This is a genomic window from Mesorhizobium sp. P2_B5 (assembly GCF_056404775.1).
Window position 1 is genome coordinate 248727 of sequence record NZ_JBFUDJ010000002.1, and the last position, 17282, is coordinate 266008.

Annotated in this window: 20 protein-coding genes and 1 riboswitch; of the genes, 10 read left to right on the forward strand and 10 right to left on the reverse strand. The window is 64.1% G+C overall.

The window, feature by feature from the left end:
• The first annotated feature begins 235 nt into the window (after nt 1-235).
• Nucleotides 236-619 (forward strand): RidA family protein, encoded by a 384-nt coding sequence (locus tag AC1D1N_RS07710; protein ID WP_436260484.1) that lies wholly within the window; start codon nt 236-238, stop codon nt 617-619.
• 138 nt (nt 620-757) lie between these two features.
• Nucleotides 758-1561, forward strand: coding sequence for a creatininase family protein (locus AC1D1N_RS07715; RefSeq protein WP_436260485.1), 804 nt, complete (start codon nt 758-760; stop codon nt 1559-1561).
• A gap of 3 nt (nt 1562-1564) precedes the next feature.
• Here AC1D1N_RS07715 and AC1D1N_RS07720 read toward each other — a convergent pair whose 3' ends face one another.
• Complete coding sequence (locus tag AC1D1N_RS07720) at nt 1565-2074, reverse strand: tyrosine phosphatase family protein (RefSeq protein ID WP_436260486.1); 510 nt, start codon at nt 2072-2074, stop codon at nt 1565-1567.
• Nucleotides 2071-3126, reverse strand: a complete 1056-nt coding sequence (cobD, locus tag AC1D1N_RS07725) for a threonine-phosphate decarboxylase CobD (protein WP_477348829.1) — start codon at nt 3124-3126, stop codon at nt 2071-2073. The genes AC1D1N_RS07720 and cobD overlap by 4 nt, the downstream gene beginning before the upstream one ends.
• Here cobD and cbiB point away from each other — a divergent pair.
• Complete coding sequence (gene cbiB / locus AC1D1N_RS07730) at nt 3125-4102, forward strand: adenosylcobinamide-phosphate synthase CbiB (RefSeq protein WP_477347639.1); 978 nt, start codon at nt 3125-3127, stop codon at nt 4100-4102. The two genes, cobD and cbiB, sit on opposite strands and share 2 nt — an antisense overlap.
• A gap of 162 nt (nt 4103-4264) precedes the next feature.
• Here the strand turns inward: cbiB and cobO are convergent, their stop codons facing one another.
• The 5 genes from cobO to AC1D1N_RS07755 all read right to left on the reverse strand — a co-directional run bounded on the left by cobO (nt 4265) and on the right by AC1D1N_RS07755 (nt 7345).
• Nucleotides 4265-4879, reverse strand: a complete 615-nt coding sequence (gene cobO / locus AC1D1N_RS07735) for a cob(I)yrinic acid a,c-diamide adenosyltransferase (protein ID WP_192257597.1) — start codon at nt 4877-4879, stop codon at nt 4265-4267.
• Nucleotide 4880: 1 nt separating this feature from the next.
• On the reverse strand, nt 4881-5393 hold the full coding sequence (gene cobU, locus AC1D1N_RS07740; RefSeq protein WP_477347642.1) for a bifunctional adenosylcobinamide kinase/adenosylcobinamide-phosphate guanylyltransferase: 513 nt from the start codon (nt 5391-5393) through the stop codon (nt 4881-4883).
• On the reverse strand, nt 5386-6159 hold the full coding sequence (locus AC1D1N_RS07745) for a CbtA family protein (protein ID WP_477347643.1): 774 nt from the start codon (nt 6157-6159) through the stop codon (nt 5386-5388). The genes cobU and AC1D1N_RS07745 overlap by 8 nt, the downstream gene beginning before the upstream one ends.
• Nucleotides 6160-6174: 15 nt before the next feature.
• On the reverse strand, nt 6175-6354 hold the full coding sequence (locus AC1D1N_RS07750) for a CbtB domain-containing protein (RefSeq protein ID WP_112565177.1): 180 nt from the start codon (nt 6352-6354) through the stop codon (nt 6175-6177).
• Nucleotides 6355-6390: 36 nt separating this feature from the next.
• Nucleotides 6391-6585, reverse strand: a riboswitch (cobalamin riboswitch).
• 67 nt (nt 6586-6652) lie between these two features.
• Nucleotides 6653-7345, reverse strand: coding sequence for a gamma-glutamylcyclotransferase (locus tag AC1D1N_RS07755; RefSeq protein WP_477347645.1), 693 nt, complete (start codon nt 7343-7345; stop codon nt 6653-6655).
• A gap of 123 nt (nt 7346-7468) precedes the next feature.
• Here AC1D1N_RS07755 and AC1D1N_RS07760 point away from each other — a divergent pair, with 123 nt between their 5' ends.
• Nucleotides 7469-8632 (forward strand): aromatic ring-hydroxylating oxygenase subunit alpha, encoded by a 1164-nt coding sequence (locus AC1D1N_RS07760; protein WP_477347647.1) that lies wholly within the window; start codon nt 7469-7471, stop codon nt 8630-8632.
• Here the strand turns inward: AC1D1N_RS07760 and AC1D1N_RS07765 are convergent, their stop codons facing one another.
• Complete coding sequence (locus AC1D1N_RS07765) at nt 8633-8758, reverse strand: hypothetical protein (protein ID WP_477347649.1); 126 nt, start codon at nt 8756-8758, stop codon at nt 8633-8635.
• A 148-nt stretch (nt 8759-8906) separates the two neighbouring features.
• On the opposite strand from AC1D1N_RS07765, the gene AC1D1N_RS07770 reads away from it, so the two are divergent.
• Both AC1D1N_RS07770 and AC1D1N_RS07775 read left to right on the forward strand, forming a co-directional pair.
• On the forward strand, nt 8907-9908 hold the full coding sequence (locus AC1D1N_RS07770; RefSeq protein ID WP_112565171.1) for an acetyltransferase domain-containing protein: 1002 nt from the start codon (nt 8907-8909) through the stop codon (nt 9906-9908).
• Nucleotides 9905-10399, forward strand: coding sequence for a methyltransferase family protein (locus AC1D1N_RS07775; protein ID WP_112565169.1), 495 nt, complete (start codon nt 9905-9907; stop codon nt 10397-10399). Before AC1D1N_RS07770 ends, AC1D1N_RS07775 begins: the two co-directional genes overlap by 4 nt.
• A gap of 285 nt (nt 10400-10684) precedes the next feature.
• On the opposite strand, the gene AC1D1N_RS07780 is transcribed toward AC1D1N_RS07775, so the two are convergent.
• Both AC1D1N_RS07780 and mgtE read right to left on the reverse strand, forming a co-directional pair.
• Nucleotides 10685-11071, reverse strand: a complete 387-nt coding sequence (locus AC1D1N_RS07780; protein ID WP_112565167.1) for a MerR family transcriptional regulator — start codon at nt 11069-11071, stop codon at nt 10685-10687.
• A 143-nt stretch (nt 11072-11214) separates the two neighbouring features.
• Nucleotides 11215-12645 (reverse strand): magnesium transporter, encoded by a 1431-nt coding sequence (gene mgtE / locus AC1D1N_RS07785; RefSeq protein WP_112565165.1) that lies wholly within the window; start codon nt 12643-12645, stop codon nt 11215-11217.
• 438 nt (nt 12646-13083) lie between these two features.
• Between mgtE and AC1D1N_RS07790 the strand changes: the two genes are divergently transcribed.
• The 4 genes from AC1D1N_RS07790 (at nt 13084) to AC1D1N_RS07805 (ending at nt 17278) form a co-directional block, all read left to right on the forward strand.
• A complete protein-coding gene (locus AC1D1N_RS07790) occupies nt 13084-13704 on the forward strand; it encodes a LuxR C-terminal-related transcriptional regulator (RefSeq protein ID WP_477348831.1) in 621 nt (206 codons plus the stop codon).
• A 145-nt stretch (nt 13705-13849) separates the two neighbouring features.
• Entirely contained in the window at nt 13850-15040 is a 1191-nt protein-coding gene (locus AC1D1N_RS07795) for an aminotransferase class V-fold PLP-dependent enzyme (RefSeq protein WP_112565163.1), read from the forward strand.
• Nucleotides 15041-15051: 11 nt separating this feature from the next.
• Nucleotides 15052-16017: an HpcH/HpaI aldolase/citrate lyase family protein gene (locus AC1D1N_RS07800; RefSeq protein ID WP_477347652.1), complete on the forward strand. Its 966-nt coding sequence runs from the start codon at nt 15052-15054 to the stop codon at nt 16015-16017.
• A gap of 76 nt (nt 16018-16093) precedes the next feature.
• Nucleotides 16094-17278 (forward strand): malate--CoA ligase subunit beta, encoded by a 1185-nt coding sequence (locus AC1D1N_RS07805; RefSeq protein ID WP_112565159.1) that lies wholly within the window; start codon nt 16094-16096, stop codon nt 17276-17278.
• Nucleotides 17279-17282: the final 4 nt, after the last annotated feature.

Sequence of the window (17282 nt, forward strand, 5' to 3'; positions counted from 1 at the left end):
GCTCCGGAGCGTCACGCGCCGGGCTCGACACCATTGGTCCAAGAAGCAAGACACATGCCACCGCCCGGACCGCCTGCTTCACGCGGCAGCCATTGCCAAGACCGGACGGGTCATGCTGTGCGGGAGGCATCGTGCCTATTTTTTGGACGCCTGTCCACAATCGCCCCGGCAACATGCACTACATCTTGAGAGACTTGCTTACCGGCCCTAGGCTACCGCCAAACCGGAGATTGCCATGTTCAGATTCCTCGCCCCGAAGTCGATCAAGCCGCCTTTCGCGCGCTACAGCCACGGCGTCGAAGTGCCGGCGGGCAAGCGGCTGGTGCTGTGCTCGGGTCAGGTCGCTATAACGGCGGACGACCAGATTCCGGAGGATGCCGGCGGCCAGGCCGAACTCTGCTTTCAAAACATAGCGGCGATTCTGGCTGAAGCCGGGCTCGGGCTTGCCGACATTGTACGCATCAACGCCTACGTCACCGACCGCGCGCATCTGCGGCCCTATATGGATGTCCGCGATCGGCTGTTTGCCAGCCCGGCGCCGGCCTCGACACTGATGATCGTGTCGGGCTTCGCGCGGCCCGAATTCAAGGTCGAGGTCGAGGCGATCGCCGCTGGGTGAGGAGTGGTCCGCGAAGCGGATGGAAAGCCACAGAATTGGCTTTCCAAGCGACGAACGCCCGAAGCCATAGCGGAGGGCCGGGTCGACAATTTCGGGTTCCAGCCCTAAAGGCTGTCGCGTCCATTGAAGAGGCATGACATGACCGTTGCAAACAGACGCGTGTGGTGGGGCGATTACCGGACCACCGAATACGCTACGATCGACCCGGAGGCCACAATTGCCGTCCTGCCGGTGGCGGCGATCGAGCAGCACGGCCCGCATCTGCCTGTATCAACCGACACATCGATCATGAACGGCATGCTGGAGACGGTGATCGCCCGCCTGCCAGGCGATCTCGACATCCGCATTCTGCCCGTCCAGGCGGTCGGCAAATCGAACGAGCATCTGCATGCACCGGGCACGCTCACTTTGCCTGCGACGACCCTGGTCGATGCCTGGACCGAACTTGGCCTGTCCATCGCCCGTGCCGGGGTGAGAAAACTGATCGTCGTCAACTCGCATGGCGGCAATGAAGAGATCATGGGCATCGTCACGCGCGAGCTGCGCGTGCGTGAAAGGATGCTGGCGGTGAAGACCAGCTGGCAGCGCTTCGGCCGCCCGGCCGGCATGTACACCGAGCTGGAAGATCGCCACGGCATTCATGGTGGCGATGTCGAGACTTCACTAATGCTGCATTTCCGCCCGGAGCTGGTCGACATGGGCAAGGCCGACAATTTCGTCTCCAAGGTCGCCCGCGCCGAGACCGAATTTGCGCTGCTGCGCCACACCGGCACACACGCCTTCGCCTGGATCGCCAGCGACCTCAACCCCAACGGCGTCGTCGGCGACGCCTCGATCGCCACCGCGGAAAAAGGCCGGCTGACGGCGGAGCATCAGGCCGACGGTTTCGTCACCCTGTTGAAGGACGTGCGCAAGGCGAAGCTCGCCGACTGGTTGGCGTAAAGCTCAGCCGTCGATCTTGAAAACAAACGGCGTGCCCTCAAAAGCGTCGGCGCCACGTCCGATCGCTTCGATCGCTTCGATCATGCGGCCTTGGCGTGAGAGCAACATATCGGCTACCGCGATCAGCCGCGGATTGGGCGTCGCCGAGGGCGAAAGCTTCCGCAATGTCTGCGCCAGTTCCGCCTCGTCGCGCTTCGGCGCCAGCGCTGCAGCAATGATATAGGCCGAGGCGGTCGAGCGGCTGATGCCGGCGTAGCAGTGCACGACCATCGGCTTGGCGCGATCCCATTTGCGGGCAAAATCGAGCAGATTGCGCACATGGTCTTCACCCGGCATGGTCATGCCGTCCTGCGCCACCGCGATATCGTGCATGACCAGATGCAGGTGGTTTTCCCGCGCAATCGAGGCCGGCCGCATCACCTCGGTGCCGGCGGCAAGCAGCGACAGCACGCGCTCGGCGCCGCTTCTGGCCACCGTCTCCTCGAGCTTGGACAGCGAACAGACATGGATCATCGCGCGATCTCCCTGGCGCTATCGTCGCGCCGTGCGTCCCAGCCGGCAAGCGCCGATTCAAGCCGCTGCCATTCCTCCTGACGTCCAGGCAGTCCCGCGCGCAGCACGTGCGGGCGGTCGGAAAAATGCCGGAGCAGGATGCCGCACTCGCCAAGCGCCGAAAACAGACCGGGCGCATCGGCAAATCGCAGATAGCGAAACAGCGTCGTGCCGCCGGCGACGGGAATGCCAAACCGACCGAACAGCGCGTCGAGTCGCGCGGCATCCTCGGCCAGCCGGCGGCGCATGTCGGCCTGCCAGCCGCTGTCGGCAAGCGCCCTTATGCCATATTCGAGCGCTGGGCCGCCCACCGCCCAAGGTCCGAATTGCGTCTCCAGCCTTTCGACCGTCAGCGTTTCGGAAAGCGCAAAACCGAGCCGCAGGCCGGCAAGGCCAAAGAACTTGCCGAAGGAGCGCAGCACGACGATGCCGCCCTGCCCGACATCGCCGGCCAGGCTTTCCACGTGCGGGCCGACATCCATGAAGGCTTCGTCGACCACCAGCAGCCCGCCCTTGGCGCGCAACTCCCCGGCAAGCCGAAGCAGCCTTTCCCGCGAAACGACGCGTCCATCGGGATTGTTGGGATTGACGACAATGGCAAGGTCAGCTGCGGCAAGCGCCTCGACATCCTCGACCTCCGCCACGGCATGGCCGGCGATCGCAGCCGCCCTGGCATGCTCTGCATAGGTCGGCCCCAGCACCAACGCCCGGCCTGGGCTCACCAGCGAGGCGACGCGTGGCAACAGGATCTGCGTGCCCGGGGCTGCTGCAACATGCACCGCCGACGGCGCGCCATAGGCATCGGCGGCGACCTTAGTCAGCTCATGCAGACGCGCGGCTTCCGGCAATCGCGACAGAGCGGTGGCGGGCAGCTCGAAAAGCGGGTAGGAGTGCGGATTGATACCTGTCGAAAGATCGACGAAAGGCTGTGGCGCGTGGGGGAAGAGCGCGCTCGCCCGGCCAAGGGATCCACCGTGATCCACCGCAGCAATCGCTCCATCAGAAAGCTTCATGTCGGTCCTGATCGCTTTCCTGTCGCTGGCCATCGAACGCATCCTGGGCTACCCGGACTGGCTGTTCCGTGCCGTTGGCCATCCCGTCACCTGGTTCGGCAGGCTGATAGCCTTTCTCGACCTCCGGCTCAACCGCGACACTGATTCCGACGCGCAGCGTCGTCGCCGCGGCATGCAGGCGCTGCTGGTGATCGTGCTGGTGCCGGCGCTGATCGCCTTCGCCGTGCAAATCCTGCTCTGGCAGCTCTTTCCCGCCGGGATGATCATCACAGCGATCCTGGCCTCGTCGCTGCTGTCGCAAAAGAGCCTCACCGAACATGTCGAAGCTGTGGCCGACGCGCTGGACACCGGCGGGCTGGCGCTCGGCCGCATTGCGGTCGCCCGCATTGTCGGCCGCGATCCGGAAAAGCTCGACCACGCCGGCGTCAGCCGGGCCGCGATCGAAAGCCTGGCCGAGAATTTCTCCGATGGCATCGTCGCGCCCGCCTTCTGGACCGGTGTTTGCGGGCTGGCTGGCGGCGTCGCCTACAAGGTGGCCAACACCGCCGATTCGATGATCGGCCATCGCACGCCGCGCCACGAGGCCTTCGGCCGGGCAGCGGCACGCTTCGACGACTGGATCAACCTGCCGGCCTCCCGGCTGACGGCGCTGTTGATCGTCGCTGCCGCCTTTCTTGTCCGCGACGCCGACCCTCGCAACGCTTGGGAAGCTGTGCGCCGCGACGCCAAAAAGCACCGCTCGCCCAATGCCGGTTGGCCGGAGGCGGCGATGGCCGGCGCGCTCGGCCTGGCATTGGCGGGACCGCGCACCTACGGCGGCGTTGTCGTCGAGGATGCGTTCATGGGCGAAGGCGGCCGGCGCGAGGCCGAGAGCCTGGACATCAGGCGGGCGTTGAAACTCTACCAGGTCGCCGACTATCTGCTGATCGCGCTGTTCGGGTTGCTCTCGGCGGCGCTGATCGCGATGACGTTCTGAGAGCTTCACCCTCCCCTTCCTTCACCCTCCCCTTGGGGAGGGTCGGCGCGAAGCGCCGGGGTGGGGGACAGCGCCCTACGAGAACCCCCACCCCGATCCGCTTCGCGGATCGACCCTCCCCACAAGGGGGAGGGTAAGAAACCGCACAAGGTGGAAGGAACCCTAAAACTCGATCCCCTGCTGCGCTTTCACGCCCGCAGAAAAATGATGCTTGGTCACGACCATCTCGGTGACAAGATCCGCTGCCTCGACCAGCGCCGGCTTGGCGTTGCGGCCGGTGACGACGACATGCAGGCCTTCGCGCCGCGCCTTTAGGGCCGCCACGACCTTGTCTAGATCGAGATAATCGTAGCGCAGCGCAATGTTCAGTTCGTCCAGCACGACAAGGCTGATGGACGGATCGGCGATCAACTCCAGCGCCTTGGCCCAGGCGGCTTCGGCCGCCGCAATGTCGCGCTTCAAATCCTGCGTTTCCCAGGTGAAACCTTCGCCCATCGTGTGCCAGACGACGCGGTCGCCGAACGCCGCGAAGGCATCCTTTTCGCCGGTGTGCCATTTGCCCTTGATGAACTGCACGACGCCGACGCGCTTGCCATAGCCGAGCATGCGCAGCGCCAGGCCGAAGGCGGCCGTGGTCTTGCCCTTGCCGGGTCCGGTGTTGACGATCAAGAGGCCCTTCTCGACCGTCTTTTCCGCAACCTCGGCGTCCTGCACCGCCTTGCGCTTGGCCATCTTGGCGCGGTGGCGTTCCTCGTCCTTGGCGTCGATATCGGTCATCTCATTTCACCTTGAGCGGCAGCCCCGCCACCATCAGTAGCACCGTATCGGCAATTGCCGCGACCTGCTGGTTGAGCCGGCCGGCAGCGTCGCGGAACCGGCGTGCGAGCGCATTGTCGGGCACGATGCCTTGCCCGACTTCGTTCGAGACCACGAACCACGGCCCGCGCGGCCGTGACAGCACGTCGGTTAGCCGCCGGCATTCCGCCTCAAGATCATGATCGGCCAGCATATGATTGGTCAGCCACAGCGTCAGGCAATCGACGAGTACGGGCTGGTTGTCCGGCAAGGCCTTGAGCGCACCGGCAACATCAAGCGGCGCATCGATGGTTGCCCAGCCTTCGCCGCGCCGCGACCTGTGTTGCGCGATGCGCTCGCGCATCTCATCGTCATAGGCGTCAGCGGTGGCGATATAGACCCATGGCGGCGGTAGCGCCGTCGCCAAGGTTTCGGCATGCGCGCTCTTGCCGGAGCGCGCACCGCCGATGATGAAGGTCAAACTGCGATTAGGCAAAGCTGTCGCGCAGGCTGGTCGCCGTGCCGGTGAAGCGCCCTCGCACCAGGCCGACAACCGCGCCGAGCACCAGCCAGAACACCAGATTGGTCACCGTCACCGCCACCACGAACTGGTGATGCAGGCCTTCGGGGATCGGCGTCTCGAAGCTGTCCGGCTGCGGCGCGCCGACAATATGCGGCGCCACGATCAGGGCCACCGCCAGGATCGCCAGCGGCAGCGATTTGCGGAAGGCGATCAGGCCGAGACCGGCCGCGGTCGCCGCCACCGTTGCCCACCACCAGATCTGGCGCTGGGTGAGGTCGGCCGCCGGCATCGCCGGCAGTTCCGGCGGCAGGCCGAGGCCCGGGGCGAGCGTGAACGCGGCAAAACCGGCCAGACCCCAGAATACACCCTGGCGCCAGTTGCCGATGCCGCCGGCGAATTCGGAAACCGCGACCAGGACCAGCGCGAAACCGATGCCGGTGACGATATTGGCCAGAATGCTGAAGGTGAAGCGCTCGAAGCCGTCGGCCGGCGCCCAGCCTTCGTCCTCCGCCGGCGCGGCTGCCTCAGCCGGTGCTGCGCTGCTCATGGCATTGGTGTCCGTAACATTGGCGGCGGGCGCTGCGGCATGCTCATGTTCATGGCCGCCACCGGCCTGTTCGAAGACTTCCGCCTTCAGGATGAGCGGCACGGTGGCATAGGCCTGCATGCAGGCGAGGACGACGCCTGCCACGAGCCCGGCGATCGCCGCGACGAACACGACGTTGCGAAACAGATTCATGATGTCAGATCCTCGTCAGTGGCAGGGAAACGCCATCGAATGGCGATAGTCGTGCGCGGCATTGTGGACCGCATCGATATGCGAGAAACCGACAACGCCGATGACGAAAATGCCCAGAAACGCGCTAAGCACGAGCTGCATGAAGCGCGACTGCGAGGAGACGGAAGCGCCGAGGGAGACGGAAGCGGTATTCATATCTTGTCCTTTCGCCCTCCACCCGAGGGCATCGAAGTCAGTTCCCTGTCGCCGGCAGGTCTCCTGGCTCGCGGAATAACGCCCTTCCCCACCTTCCCGAAGAAAAATCCTCAGTGGCTTGGAGAGGACTACCGCACACAGTTGCGGGGGCAGCCGCGGCATTGGGCAACAACTCAGCCCTCACCGCATTCCCTCTTGGTCCCTAGCGGAACCGACGACATGCGCGACTATAGGCTGAAACAGCCGCATCCGGCAAACCAAATTCCGCCGGCCAACAGCGCGAATGCGCCATGCAGCGTTACGGGTTCAGGGCGGTGATCCGCTCGGCAACCAGCCGCTGCAGCCGCCAGAGATGGCGGTCGTGAATGCCGCGCCCCTCCAGATTCTTCACCGTGTTGTAGAGATAGTCGGCGCCCGACCCCCAGTGCCCGCAGGATGTGGCCAGCCGCTCGACGACCTTCGCCTCGTCGAGCGGGCCGGAATAGCTCAGCCCGTTGCGGTTGATGACGAAAGCTAGCGCCCTGAGCGGACCGGCCTCGCTTGCAAGCTTCAGCATGCGCGGCCGGTAGCTTGTCGGCTTCAGCGTGACTTCGCGCCGGAATAGCTTGCCCAGTTGCTCTCGCCGGTTGTCGTCGGTCAGCCGAAAGGCAACGCCTTTGCACTGGCCGCCGCTGTCGAGCGCCATCATCAGGCCGGGGCTTTCCTTGGTGCCCCGCCAGCGCGTCATGTTCATGCAAAAGGAACGGTGCCAGCCGCGCGCCAGCGCAACACGCTCCTCGACATAATCGATTTCCGGTTTCCAGATCAGCGAGCCATAGCCGAACAGCCACAGCGGTTCGCTGTCGGGGAGCTCGGCCTGCAACTCATCCAGCAGCGCGTCATAGTCGCTGTCATCGAGGTGCATCGCCTCCGGGTCAGGCCCGGCGTCGGCGATCTCGCGCCAGCAACGCGCGACCAGCTCCGGCGTAAGCGACATCTGTCGTGCGGCCACGTTCCGAATCCCCTCATGTCCATGACATGATTATGCGCCGCACCCGCAACCGGCAATGCGGCACCCTGATTGACAAACGATTTGCCGGGGTGTCGGCTGGCGTATCCCTAGAGGAAGCCAGCCATGCAACCCAATCCGAGCCAGCGCGACCCCTATAACGGCCTGACGAAGGCCGAGCCGACGCTGCCGTCCTCGGCCTATTGGGACGCCGACGCCTACCAGCGCGATCTCGACGCCATCTGGTACAAAAGCTGGCTGCTCGTCTGCCGCGAGGCCGACCTTGCCCAGCCTTTGGCGTTCAGGACTTTACGCGTCGGCACCCAGGAAATCGTCGTGCTGCGCGACGACACCGGCGAACTGCGCGCCTTTCACAACACCTGCCGGCATCGCGGCTCGCAGCTTTGCCAGGAGAGCGAGGGCCGGCTGAAGGCGCGGCTCATCACCTGCCCCTACCACGCCTGGTCCTATTCGCTGCGCGGCGATCTCGTGCGCGTTCCCTCGAAATCGCTGCCCGACGGTTTCGACAAGGCCGATCATCCGCTTTATCGGGTGGCGCTCTCGGTGTGGCGCGGCTTTGTCTTCATCAACCTTGCTGAAAGCGTCGACGGTACGGCTGCGTCATCCTTCGATCCGGCTTCCGGCAACCTCGGCAACTGGCCGCTGGAAACGCTGGTATCAGGCCATGTCCTGCGCAAGGTGATGAATTGCAACTGGAAGATCTTTTGGGAGAACTTCAACGAGTGCCTGCACTGCCCTGGCGTCCACAAGGACCTGTCGCGGCTGGTGCCGATCTACGGCCGCGGCCTGATGAGCCGGCACGACGACCCCGACTGGGTTCGCCATGCCGACAATGACGCGCCGGAGTTTTCCGGCGGCTTGCGCGCCGGCGCCGAGACCTGGTCGCGCGACGGCCACGTCCATGGCCCGGTCTTCTCCGGCTTGACGCCGGCCGAGCGCGCGGCCGGCCAGACCTATGCCACCAACCTGCCCTCGATGTTCATCGTTGGCCATGTCGATTATGTCAGGACCGTGCGGCTGACGCCGCTCGGTCCCGAACAGACCGAGCTCACCGCCGAATGGCTGTTCGCGCCCGAGGCGCTGGCTCAGACCGACATCGACAATGTCGTCGCCTTCGGCACCCAGGTGCTGGAAGAGGATGCCGCGATCTGCGAGGTCAACCAGAAAGGCCTGCGCTCGATGCGTCACCATGCCGGCGTGCTGATGCCGGAGGAATACGACCTGCATCGCTTCCACAACTGGGTGCGCGAACGCCACGCGACATCCTGATCAAGGCGATTTCGGCAGATAGGGACACGTGACAAAGCCGCAGGCCGCGGCCAGCAGGCCGAGCGTGACGAAAACCGAGCCCAGGCCGAAAAACGCCAGCACCACCGAATAGACCAGGGGCGGCAAAAAGCGAATTCGGCCAAAGCCTTTCCGGCTCTGGCCTAAAGCGCCGCCTCATGTAGCCGCGACGCCAGCGATGCCAGCGCGCACGGCCTTCTTTTGTCCGGTGCAACCGTGATAGTCGTCTTCAGGGGCTGAATCAGATTACGAGACCATGAGCATCCAAACGCCGATCGCACCTGTTCCGGATCAACCGAAGCGCATCGTCGCCATCGACGTCATGCGCGGCATCGCGCTGATCGCCATGGCCAGCTACCACTTCACCTGGGATCTCGAGAATTTCCACTACACCGATCCCGGCCTCACCGCCGTCGGCTGGTGGAAGATCTATGCGCGCTGCATCGCCTCGACCTTCCTGTTCCTGGTCGGTGTCAGCCTGTTTCTCGCCCATGGCAGGCAGATCCGCTGGACCGGCTTTTGGAAACGCTTTGCCATGGTCGCCGTGGCGGCGGCTGCCATATCGGCGGTCACCTATTTCTTGACGCCGGACAGCTTCATCTTCTTCGGCATCCTGCACGAGATCACGCTTGCCAGCCTGCTCGGCCTTCTGTTCCTGCGGCTGCCGGCGCTGCTGACGCTGGTCGTGGCGGCGGTAGTGATCGCAGCGCCCCTCTATCTCAGATCCGAAGCCTTCGATCATCCGGCGCTGTGGTGGGTCGGCCTGTCGGCGGTCAACCCGCGCTCCAACGACTATGTTCCGCTGTTTCCCTGGTTCGGCGCCGTGCTTGTGGGCATCGCGGCGGCAAAACTAGCCTCCACCACCGGCCTGCTAGCGCGGCTGGCGACGCTGACGCCGGGAAGCTGGGCGAAGCCATTCACCTTCATCGGCCGCCACAGCCTGGCGTTCTACCTGATCCACCAGCCGCTGCTGTTCGGCTGTGTCTGGCTGTTCTCGCAAATCTCGCCGGCGCCGGTCGAGACCCGGGAAGTGGTCTTCCTCAAGGAATGCCAGGTATCCTGCGAACAGCAGCGCGACACGGAGTTCTGTGCCAGCTATTGTGTGTGCATGCTGGACACGCTGCAAGGCGAGGCAGCATTCGACCGGCTCTACAATGGCGACCAGACTCCGGAGTTCAAGGCGCATCTCGCTGAACTCGCCGGCATCTGCACCGCCAAGACGGAGGAGAGCCCGATGACGCAGGGAGGGCAACAATGACCGACAAGCTGCCGGCAAAAGCTGGGCCATCGAAAGCCGGGCTGATTCCCTGGCCGCCGCTGATCTACTGCGCCGCCATCGCCATCAGCATTGTGCTTGGCCTCTTCTATCCCCTGCCCTGGATCGGCGACCTCCTCGGCGACCTCCTGTTCGCGGCCGGCTTTGTGGTGCTGTTTGCCGTCGCCGCCCTCTGGTTCACCGCCATCCGCGCCATGATGCGCGCCAGGACCACGATGAATCCCAATGGCGTGCCGGAGCATCTGGTGACGTCAGGCCCGTTCGGCGTCACCCGCAACCCGATGTATCTCGCCAACACGCTGATGCTCATCGGCGTCGCCTTCGTTTCAGGGATCGTATGGTTCCTGCCGCTGGCCCTGATCGCAGCCTTCGCCACCCAAAAGGTCGCGATCGAGAGCGAGGAAAAAGTGCTGGCGGCCAAATTCGGCAAGAAATACCGCGATTACGCCAAGCGGGTTCGGCGCTGGATCTGAGGCGGAGCGGCTCGCGGACCAAAGGCGATCGCTCGAGTTCGGATTGATAATTCAGCGAACGTTAGCGCTGCCCTTCATTGTCCTGCCGGACATTTCTCCCCGTATAGTGACGGGGAGAAAGGGCCCTTTGGTTGAAGGTTTCGCCAATTGTCTGCGTTGCAGAAAAGCGCCGGCGCCTCGTTCAGCCCCTTCTCCCCGTCACTATACGGGGAGAAGGTCCCGGCAGGGGGATGAGGGGCAGCACCGACCTTCGGAAGTTTGAACCAATAGCCTGCGCAGCGACCCTCAGGTATTAACCCCGAGCTCCACCAACCGCTCGACACACGACTCCTCCGCCTGGTCGAGTTCCGCCAGCGTCTCCTCAAGGTCGCGCCGCTTCTGGCGCAAATCCTCGCGCTTTTCCTCGATGCGCTTGATCATCAGGTTGAGTTGACCGACCTCGCCGGGCGGCTCCTTGTACATCTGGATGATTTCGCGGATCTCGTTGATCGAGAAGCCGAGCCGTTTTCCGCGCATGATCTGGCGGATCAGATGCCGGTCCGAGGGGCGAAACAGCCTTGTGCGGCCGCGCCGCACCGGTTGCACCAGCCCCTCATCCTCGTAAAAGCGCAGCGTGCGCGTCGACACATCGAATTCGCGCGTCAGCTCGGTAATCGTATAATATTCCCGCATTCTTGCTCCCGAGCCGGAACGTGAGCGACCGCCTGCCAAGCGACGCACCCCACTCGTCCCGATCAACCATGTCCCATGCCGGACTCGGCATGAAACCCCGGTGCGAACCTCGCACGGCATTTACGTAAAAGTCAATTGAGCGCCTATGCGCCTCCCGCACCCAGATGAAGCCACCAAGTGGCGAGGCTGAGGAAAGCGAGGAAGCCGATGACGTCGGTAATCATCGTCGTGAAGATCGATGACGAAATCGCCGGATCGGCGCCAAGCTTGTCGAGGAACAGCGGGATCAGGATACCGCCGAGTGCCGCGGCCAGCATGTTGAGGATCATCGCAGCGGCGATGACTAGGCCAAGATCGGGATTGTGGAACCAAAGGCCGGCGACCAGCCCGAGAATCGTCGCGATGATCCCGCCGTTGAGCAGGCCGACCATGACCTCGCGGCGAATGACGCGGCCAGCATTGTAGATATCGAGGTCGCGTGTGGCCAGTGCGCGCACGGTGACCGTCATCGTCTGTGTGCCAGCATTGCCGCCCAGTGAGGCGACGATCGGCATCAGCGCGGCAAGGGCCACCATTTCCTCGATCGTCGCACCGAACATTGAGATCACCGAGGCCGACAGGAAAGCTGTGCCGAGATTGACCAGCAGCCAGGGCACGCGCGAGCGCGATGTCGCCGCGACCGTGTCGGACAGCTCTTCGTCGCCGACGCCGCCCATGCGCAGCAGATCTTCCTCGGCCTCCTGCTGGATGACGTCGACGACGTCGTCGATGGTCAGCACGCCGACCAGCCGCTCATTCTCGTCGACGACGGCGGCGGATAACAGGTCGTACTGTTCGAATTCCCGCGCCGCCTCTTCCTGGTCCATGGTGGCCGGAATGGCATGCCTTGTCTCGTGCATCACCTCCCCGACCTTGGTCGCGCGCTTGGTGCGCAGGATCTGGTCGAGGTCGATGGCGCCGAGCAGCTTGAAGCTCGGATCGATGACGAAGATCTGGCTGAAGCGCTCGGGCAGGTTCTTGTCTTCGCGCATGTAGTCGATGGTCTGGCCAATGGTCCAGAACGGCGGCACCGCGACGAACTCGGTCTGCATGCGGCGCCCGGCCGTCTCTTCGGGATAGTCGAGCGAACGCCGCAGCCTGATCCGTTCGGTGAACGGCAGTTGCGACAGGATCTCGTCCTGGTCTTCCTTCTCGAGGTCTTCGAGAATGTAGACCGCGTCGTCGGAATCGAGGTCCTGCATGCCCTGGGCAATTTGCTCATTGGGCATATTGTCGACGATATCGCGGCGGATCGCCTCGTCGACCTCGGTCAGCGCCGAAAAGTCGAAATCGGCGCCAAGCAGTTCGACCAAAGCGCGGCGCTGTTCGGGATGCAGCGCTTCGAGCAGGTCGCCGAGTTCGGACTGGTGCAGGTCGTCGACTTCGCGCTTCAGCGTCAGCGTGTCGCGATCGGCAATGGCAGCACCGATCTGGGCCAGGAACGACGACAGCACGGCGCCGTCCTCGCCATAGATGTCGGCGTGGGCATCGTCAGCGGCTTTGGCGCCGGTCGTTTGTTCGTCCTGGCTTTCCACCAGCGCCTCCCGCCATCATCCCTTGGGAAAAGGTGTCCGTCAGGTCTAGACCATGATCTTGAAAACTGGAAACCGGTTTTGGGTCCGGCGCTCAAACAAAAGTAGATAGGGCCGCAACACGATTCGACAACGCAGGCTGTCGCTCTAACGCACGGGAATTTCAAGCGAAATGCCCGCTTGGCCGTCGGCGCCGGTTTGCGCCGATGCGATGGTGTCACCAGGCGCAAAGCCGGTGGATTTCATCAAAACAGGATGCGTTCCGGCTTAAGGCAGCGCGACAGCGCATGTCGCTGGGGAAAGAGCACCCCCGCACGGTTGGGGCAGAATTGTCATGATGCAGGTCCAGGCAATGGCCGGACCCGCCCAGGCCACAACCAGAACAGCCGGAAGCCCTTGAAGACCAGGTCACAGACAGTGAAGGCAATCGAGGAACGGCGCGTGCGCGTGGTCGTCGCCGAACGCAATCCGCTCGTGATATCGGCGCTGCGCGAAATGCTGGACTGCGACGGGCGGTTCGAGCTCCTGGCCTGCGTGCAAAGCGGCAGGCATTTCCTCGAGCTGGCAGCGGAAGGCGAATTCGACGTCGCCGTCATCGGCTGGAAGCTCGCCGACATGGACGGCGCCGATGTGCTGGCCGAGATTCACAGCCGCAAGCTCGGCGTGCGCATCGCAGTGTTCTCCAACGACCATGACATCGGCATTCTGAAGCAGTGCGTGCGGCTCGGTGCCCAGGGTTACTGCTTCCAGTTCGACGATCCGTCGATCATCTTCGAGACTATCCTGGCGGTCGCGCATGGCCGCATGTGCATCCCCTATATCGACATCAACAAGGTCAACGACACGCCCTTGTCGCAGCTCACCGTGCGCGAGCGCGAGCTGCTGGCGGTGCTGTCCGACGGCTGGACCAATTTGCAGATCGCAACGCGGACGGGGATTTCCGAGAACACGGTGAAATACCACCTCAAGAATCTCTACGACAAGCTCGACGTCCGCAACCGGGCGATGGCCGTCGCACTTTATGCGCGCGAGAGGCGTACCCAGAAGCAGCCTTTCGGGTAGGCAAGCGACAGGCCGCGGGTAGGTCAACCGGGTAGGCCGCCCCCACCCGCACGCGGCAAGATGTTACCCGGCAAGGTGTTGTTGCCTTTAGCCGCCGAAACGAAACTCCCATCACCGCTTTGCTGGATCAGGAGGAGTTCGCGACATGGCCGGTTTCACCCATCTTTTCATTCCCGGACCGACCAACATTCCCGAACAGGTCCGGCAGGCGATGAACCTGCCGATGGAGGATATGCGCGCCGCATCCTTCCCCGATCTCACCTTGCCGCTGTTCGAAGACATCAAGAAGGTGTTCAAGAACGAGACCGGCCGCGTCTTCATCTACCCCTCCTCCGGCACCGGCGCCTGGGAAGCGGCGATGACCAATGTGCTCAGCCCCGGCGACCGCGTGCTGATGTCGCGCTTCGGCCAGTTCTCGCATCTGTGGGTCGACATGGCCGAGCGCCTCGGTTTCGAGGTCGACGTGATCGACTGCGAATGGGGCACAGGCGTGCCGCTAGAACTCTATGCCGAGCGGCTGAAGGCCGACAAGGCGCACCGCATCAAGGCTATCTTCTGCACCCAGAACGAGACGGCGACCGGCGTCACCAGCGACGTCGCCGGCTGCCGCGCCGTGCTCGACGACGCCAACCACCCTGCTTTGCTCTTCGTCGACGGCGTTTCGTCGATCGGCTCGATCGACTTCCGCCAGGAAGAATGGGGCGTCGACTGCGCCGTCAGCGGCTCGCAGAAGGGTTTCATGCTGCCCGCCGGCCTCGGCTTCCTCTCGGTCAGCAAGAAGGCGCTAGCGGCTTCGAGGAGCGCCACCCACCGGCGCTGCTTTTTCTCCTTCGAGGACATGATCCGCGCCAACGATGCCGGCTATTTTCCTTATACGCCGGCTACACAGCTGCTGCGCGGCCTGCGCGCCTCGCTCGACCTGATCGCCGAGGAAGGGCTGGAGAACATCTTCGCCCGTCACCATCGCCTCGCCGAAGGCGTGCGCAAGGCGGTCGATGCCTGGGGCCTGAAACTCTGCGCCAAGGCGCCGAAATGGCACTCCGATACGGTCAGCGCCATCCTGGTTCCCGAAGGCATCGACAGCGGCGATGTGGTCAAGCGGGCCTACCAGAAGTACCAGACGTCACTTGGTGGCGGCCTCAACAAGGTGATGGGCAAGGTCTTCCGCATCGGCCATCTCGGCTGGCTGAACGAAGTGATGGTGCTCTCCTCGCTGTCGGCAGCCGAAATGGCGCTGCTGGACTGCGGCGTCAGGCTGGCGCCCGGCTCCGGTGTCGGCGCCGCCATCCAGCATTTCCGCACCTCGGCCGCCGTGCCGGTCGCCGAAGCCGCCTGAGGGAGCGCACAATGAGCCACACCATCAACCATCTGAAGAAGCTCCGGCTGCAGCGCAGCGAGCTGGCGGTTCCCGGCTCCAGCCCGGAGATGATCGACAAGGCGGCCAACAGCGCCGCCGACTTCATCTTCCTCGACATCGAGGACGCGGTCGCGCCGCCCGACAAGGAGCGCGCCCGCAAGAACATCATCCAGGCGCTGAACGACATCGACTGGCGCGCCAAGGGCAAGACCGTCTCGGTGCGCATCAACGGCCTCGACACCCACTACATGTATCGCGACGTGGTCGACGTCATGGAACAGGCCGGCGACCGGCTGGACACGATTTTGGTGCCGAAGGTCGGCGTGCCGGCTGATCTGTACACGGTCGAGGCCATGGTCAACCAGATCGAGATGGCCAAGGGTTTCAAGACCCGTGTCGGCCTCGAGGCGCTGATCGAGACAGCGCTCGGCATGGCCAATGTCGAGGCGATTGCCGCGACGCCCGGCCGGCTGGAAGCCATGCATTTCGGTGTCGCCGACTATGCGGCGAGCTGCAAGGCGCGCACCGTCAACATTGGCGGGCTGAACCCCGACTACCCCGGCGACCAGTGGCACTTCGCTTTGTCGCGCATGACCGTCGCCTGCCGCGCCTACGGCTTGCGCGCCATTGACGGGCCGTTCGGCGACTTCTCCGATCCGGAAGGCTACATCGCCGGCGCCAGGCGCGCCGCCGCTCTCGGCATCGAAGGCAAATGGGCGATCCACCCCTCGCAGATCGCGCTTGCCAACGACGTCTTCTCGCCACCGGAAAAAGAGGTCACCCGCGCCAGGCGCATCCTCGAAGTGCTGAAGGAGGCGGAGGCGCAGGGCAAGGGAGCAGCAGCCCTCGACGGCAAGATGATCGACGCCGCGTCGGAGCGCATGGCCAGGAACGTATTGGTGGTCAACGAGGCCATCGAACGCGCTGGCCAGGCGCACGTCGCCGCCGCGCAATAGAGCAATTCCAGGAAAAGTGTGAGCGGTTTTCCGTCCGGAATTGCGGAAAAACAAAGCGAAATACCGGGAGGACAAAATGGACATCCACGAATATCAAGCCAAGGAACTGCTGGCACGGCACGGCGTGCATGTGCCGCGCGGCGGGCTGGCCTACAGCCCCGAGCAGGCGACGTACCGGGCGCGCGAGATCGGCGGCAGCAAATGGGTCTTGAAGGCGCAGGTGCATTCCGGTGCCCGCGGCAAGGCCGGCGGCATAAAGCTCTGCGCCAATGACGAGGAGATCTCCAACGCCGCCGAAGCCATGCTCGGCCGCAAGCTGGTGACCCAGCAGACCGGCCCGCGCGGCAAGCTGATTTCACGCCTCTACCTCGAGGAAGCCGTCGATATCGCGCAGGAGCTCTATGTCGGCTTCGTCCTCGACCGCAAGGAAGAGCGCGTCATGATCGTGGCCTCGGCCGCCGGCGGCATGGAGATCGAGGACATCGTCGAAAAGGCGCCCAATTCCATCCTGCGCACATCGGTCGATCCCGGCGTCGGCATGCAGCGTTTTCAGGCGCGCGAAATCGCCTTCGGGCTCGGCCTCGACCACAATCTGATCGGCAAGGCGACTGAAACCATCTTCAGTTGCTACCAGGTGTTCCGCGACTACGACGCCTCGATGCTGGAGATCAATCCGCTGGTGGTGACCCGCGACGGCAATCTGATCGCGCTCGACGCAAAAATGTCGTTCGACGAGAACGCGCTGTTCCGCCGGCCGGAAATCTCCGAGCTGCGCGACAAGAGCCAGGAAGACCCGCGCGAAACCTTCGCCAGCGACCGCGGCCTCTCCTATGTCGGCCTCGACGGCAATATAGGCTGCATCATCAACGGCGCCGGCCTCGCCATGGCGACCATGGACATGATCAAGATTGCCGGCGGCGAGCCGGCCAACTTCCTCGACATCGGCGGCGGCGCCTCGCCCGAGCGGGTGGCGAAATCCTTCCGCGCCGTGCTCGGCGACAAGAATGTCGAGACCATACTGGTCAACATCTTTGCCGGCATCAACCGCTGCGACTGGGTCGCCGAAGGCGTCATCAAGGCGATACGCGAGGTCGGCGTCAACGTGCCGTTGGTCGTGCGGCTCTCCGGTACCAAGGCCGAGGAAGGACGCCGCATCCTGGCCGATTCCGGCGAGGCGGTGATCGTCGCCGACACGCTGGCCGAAGCAGCCGAAAAAGCCGTCGCCGCCTGGCGCGCGGCCACCAAGAAAAAAGCAGCCTGAGGGA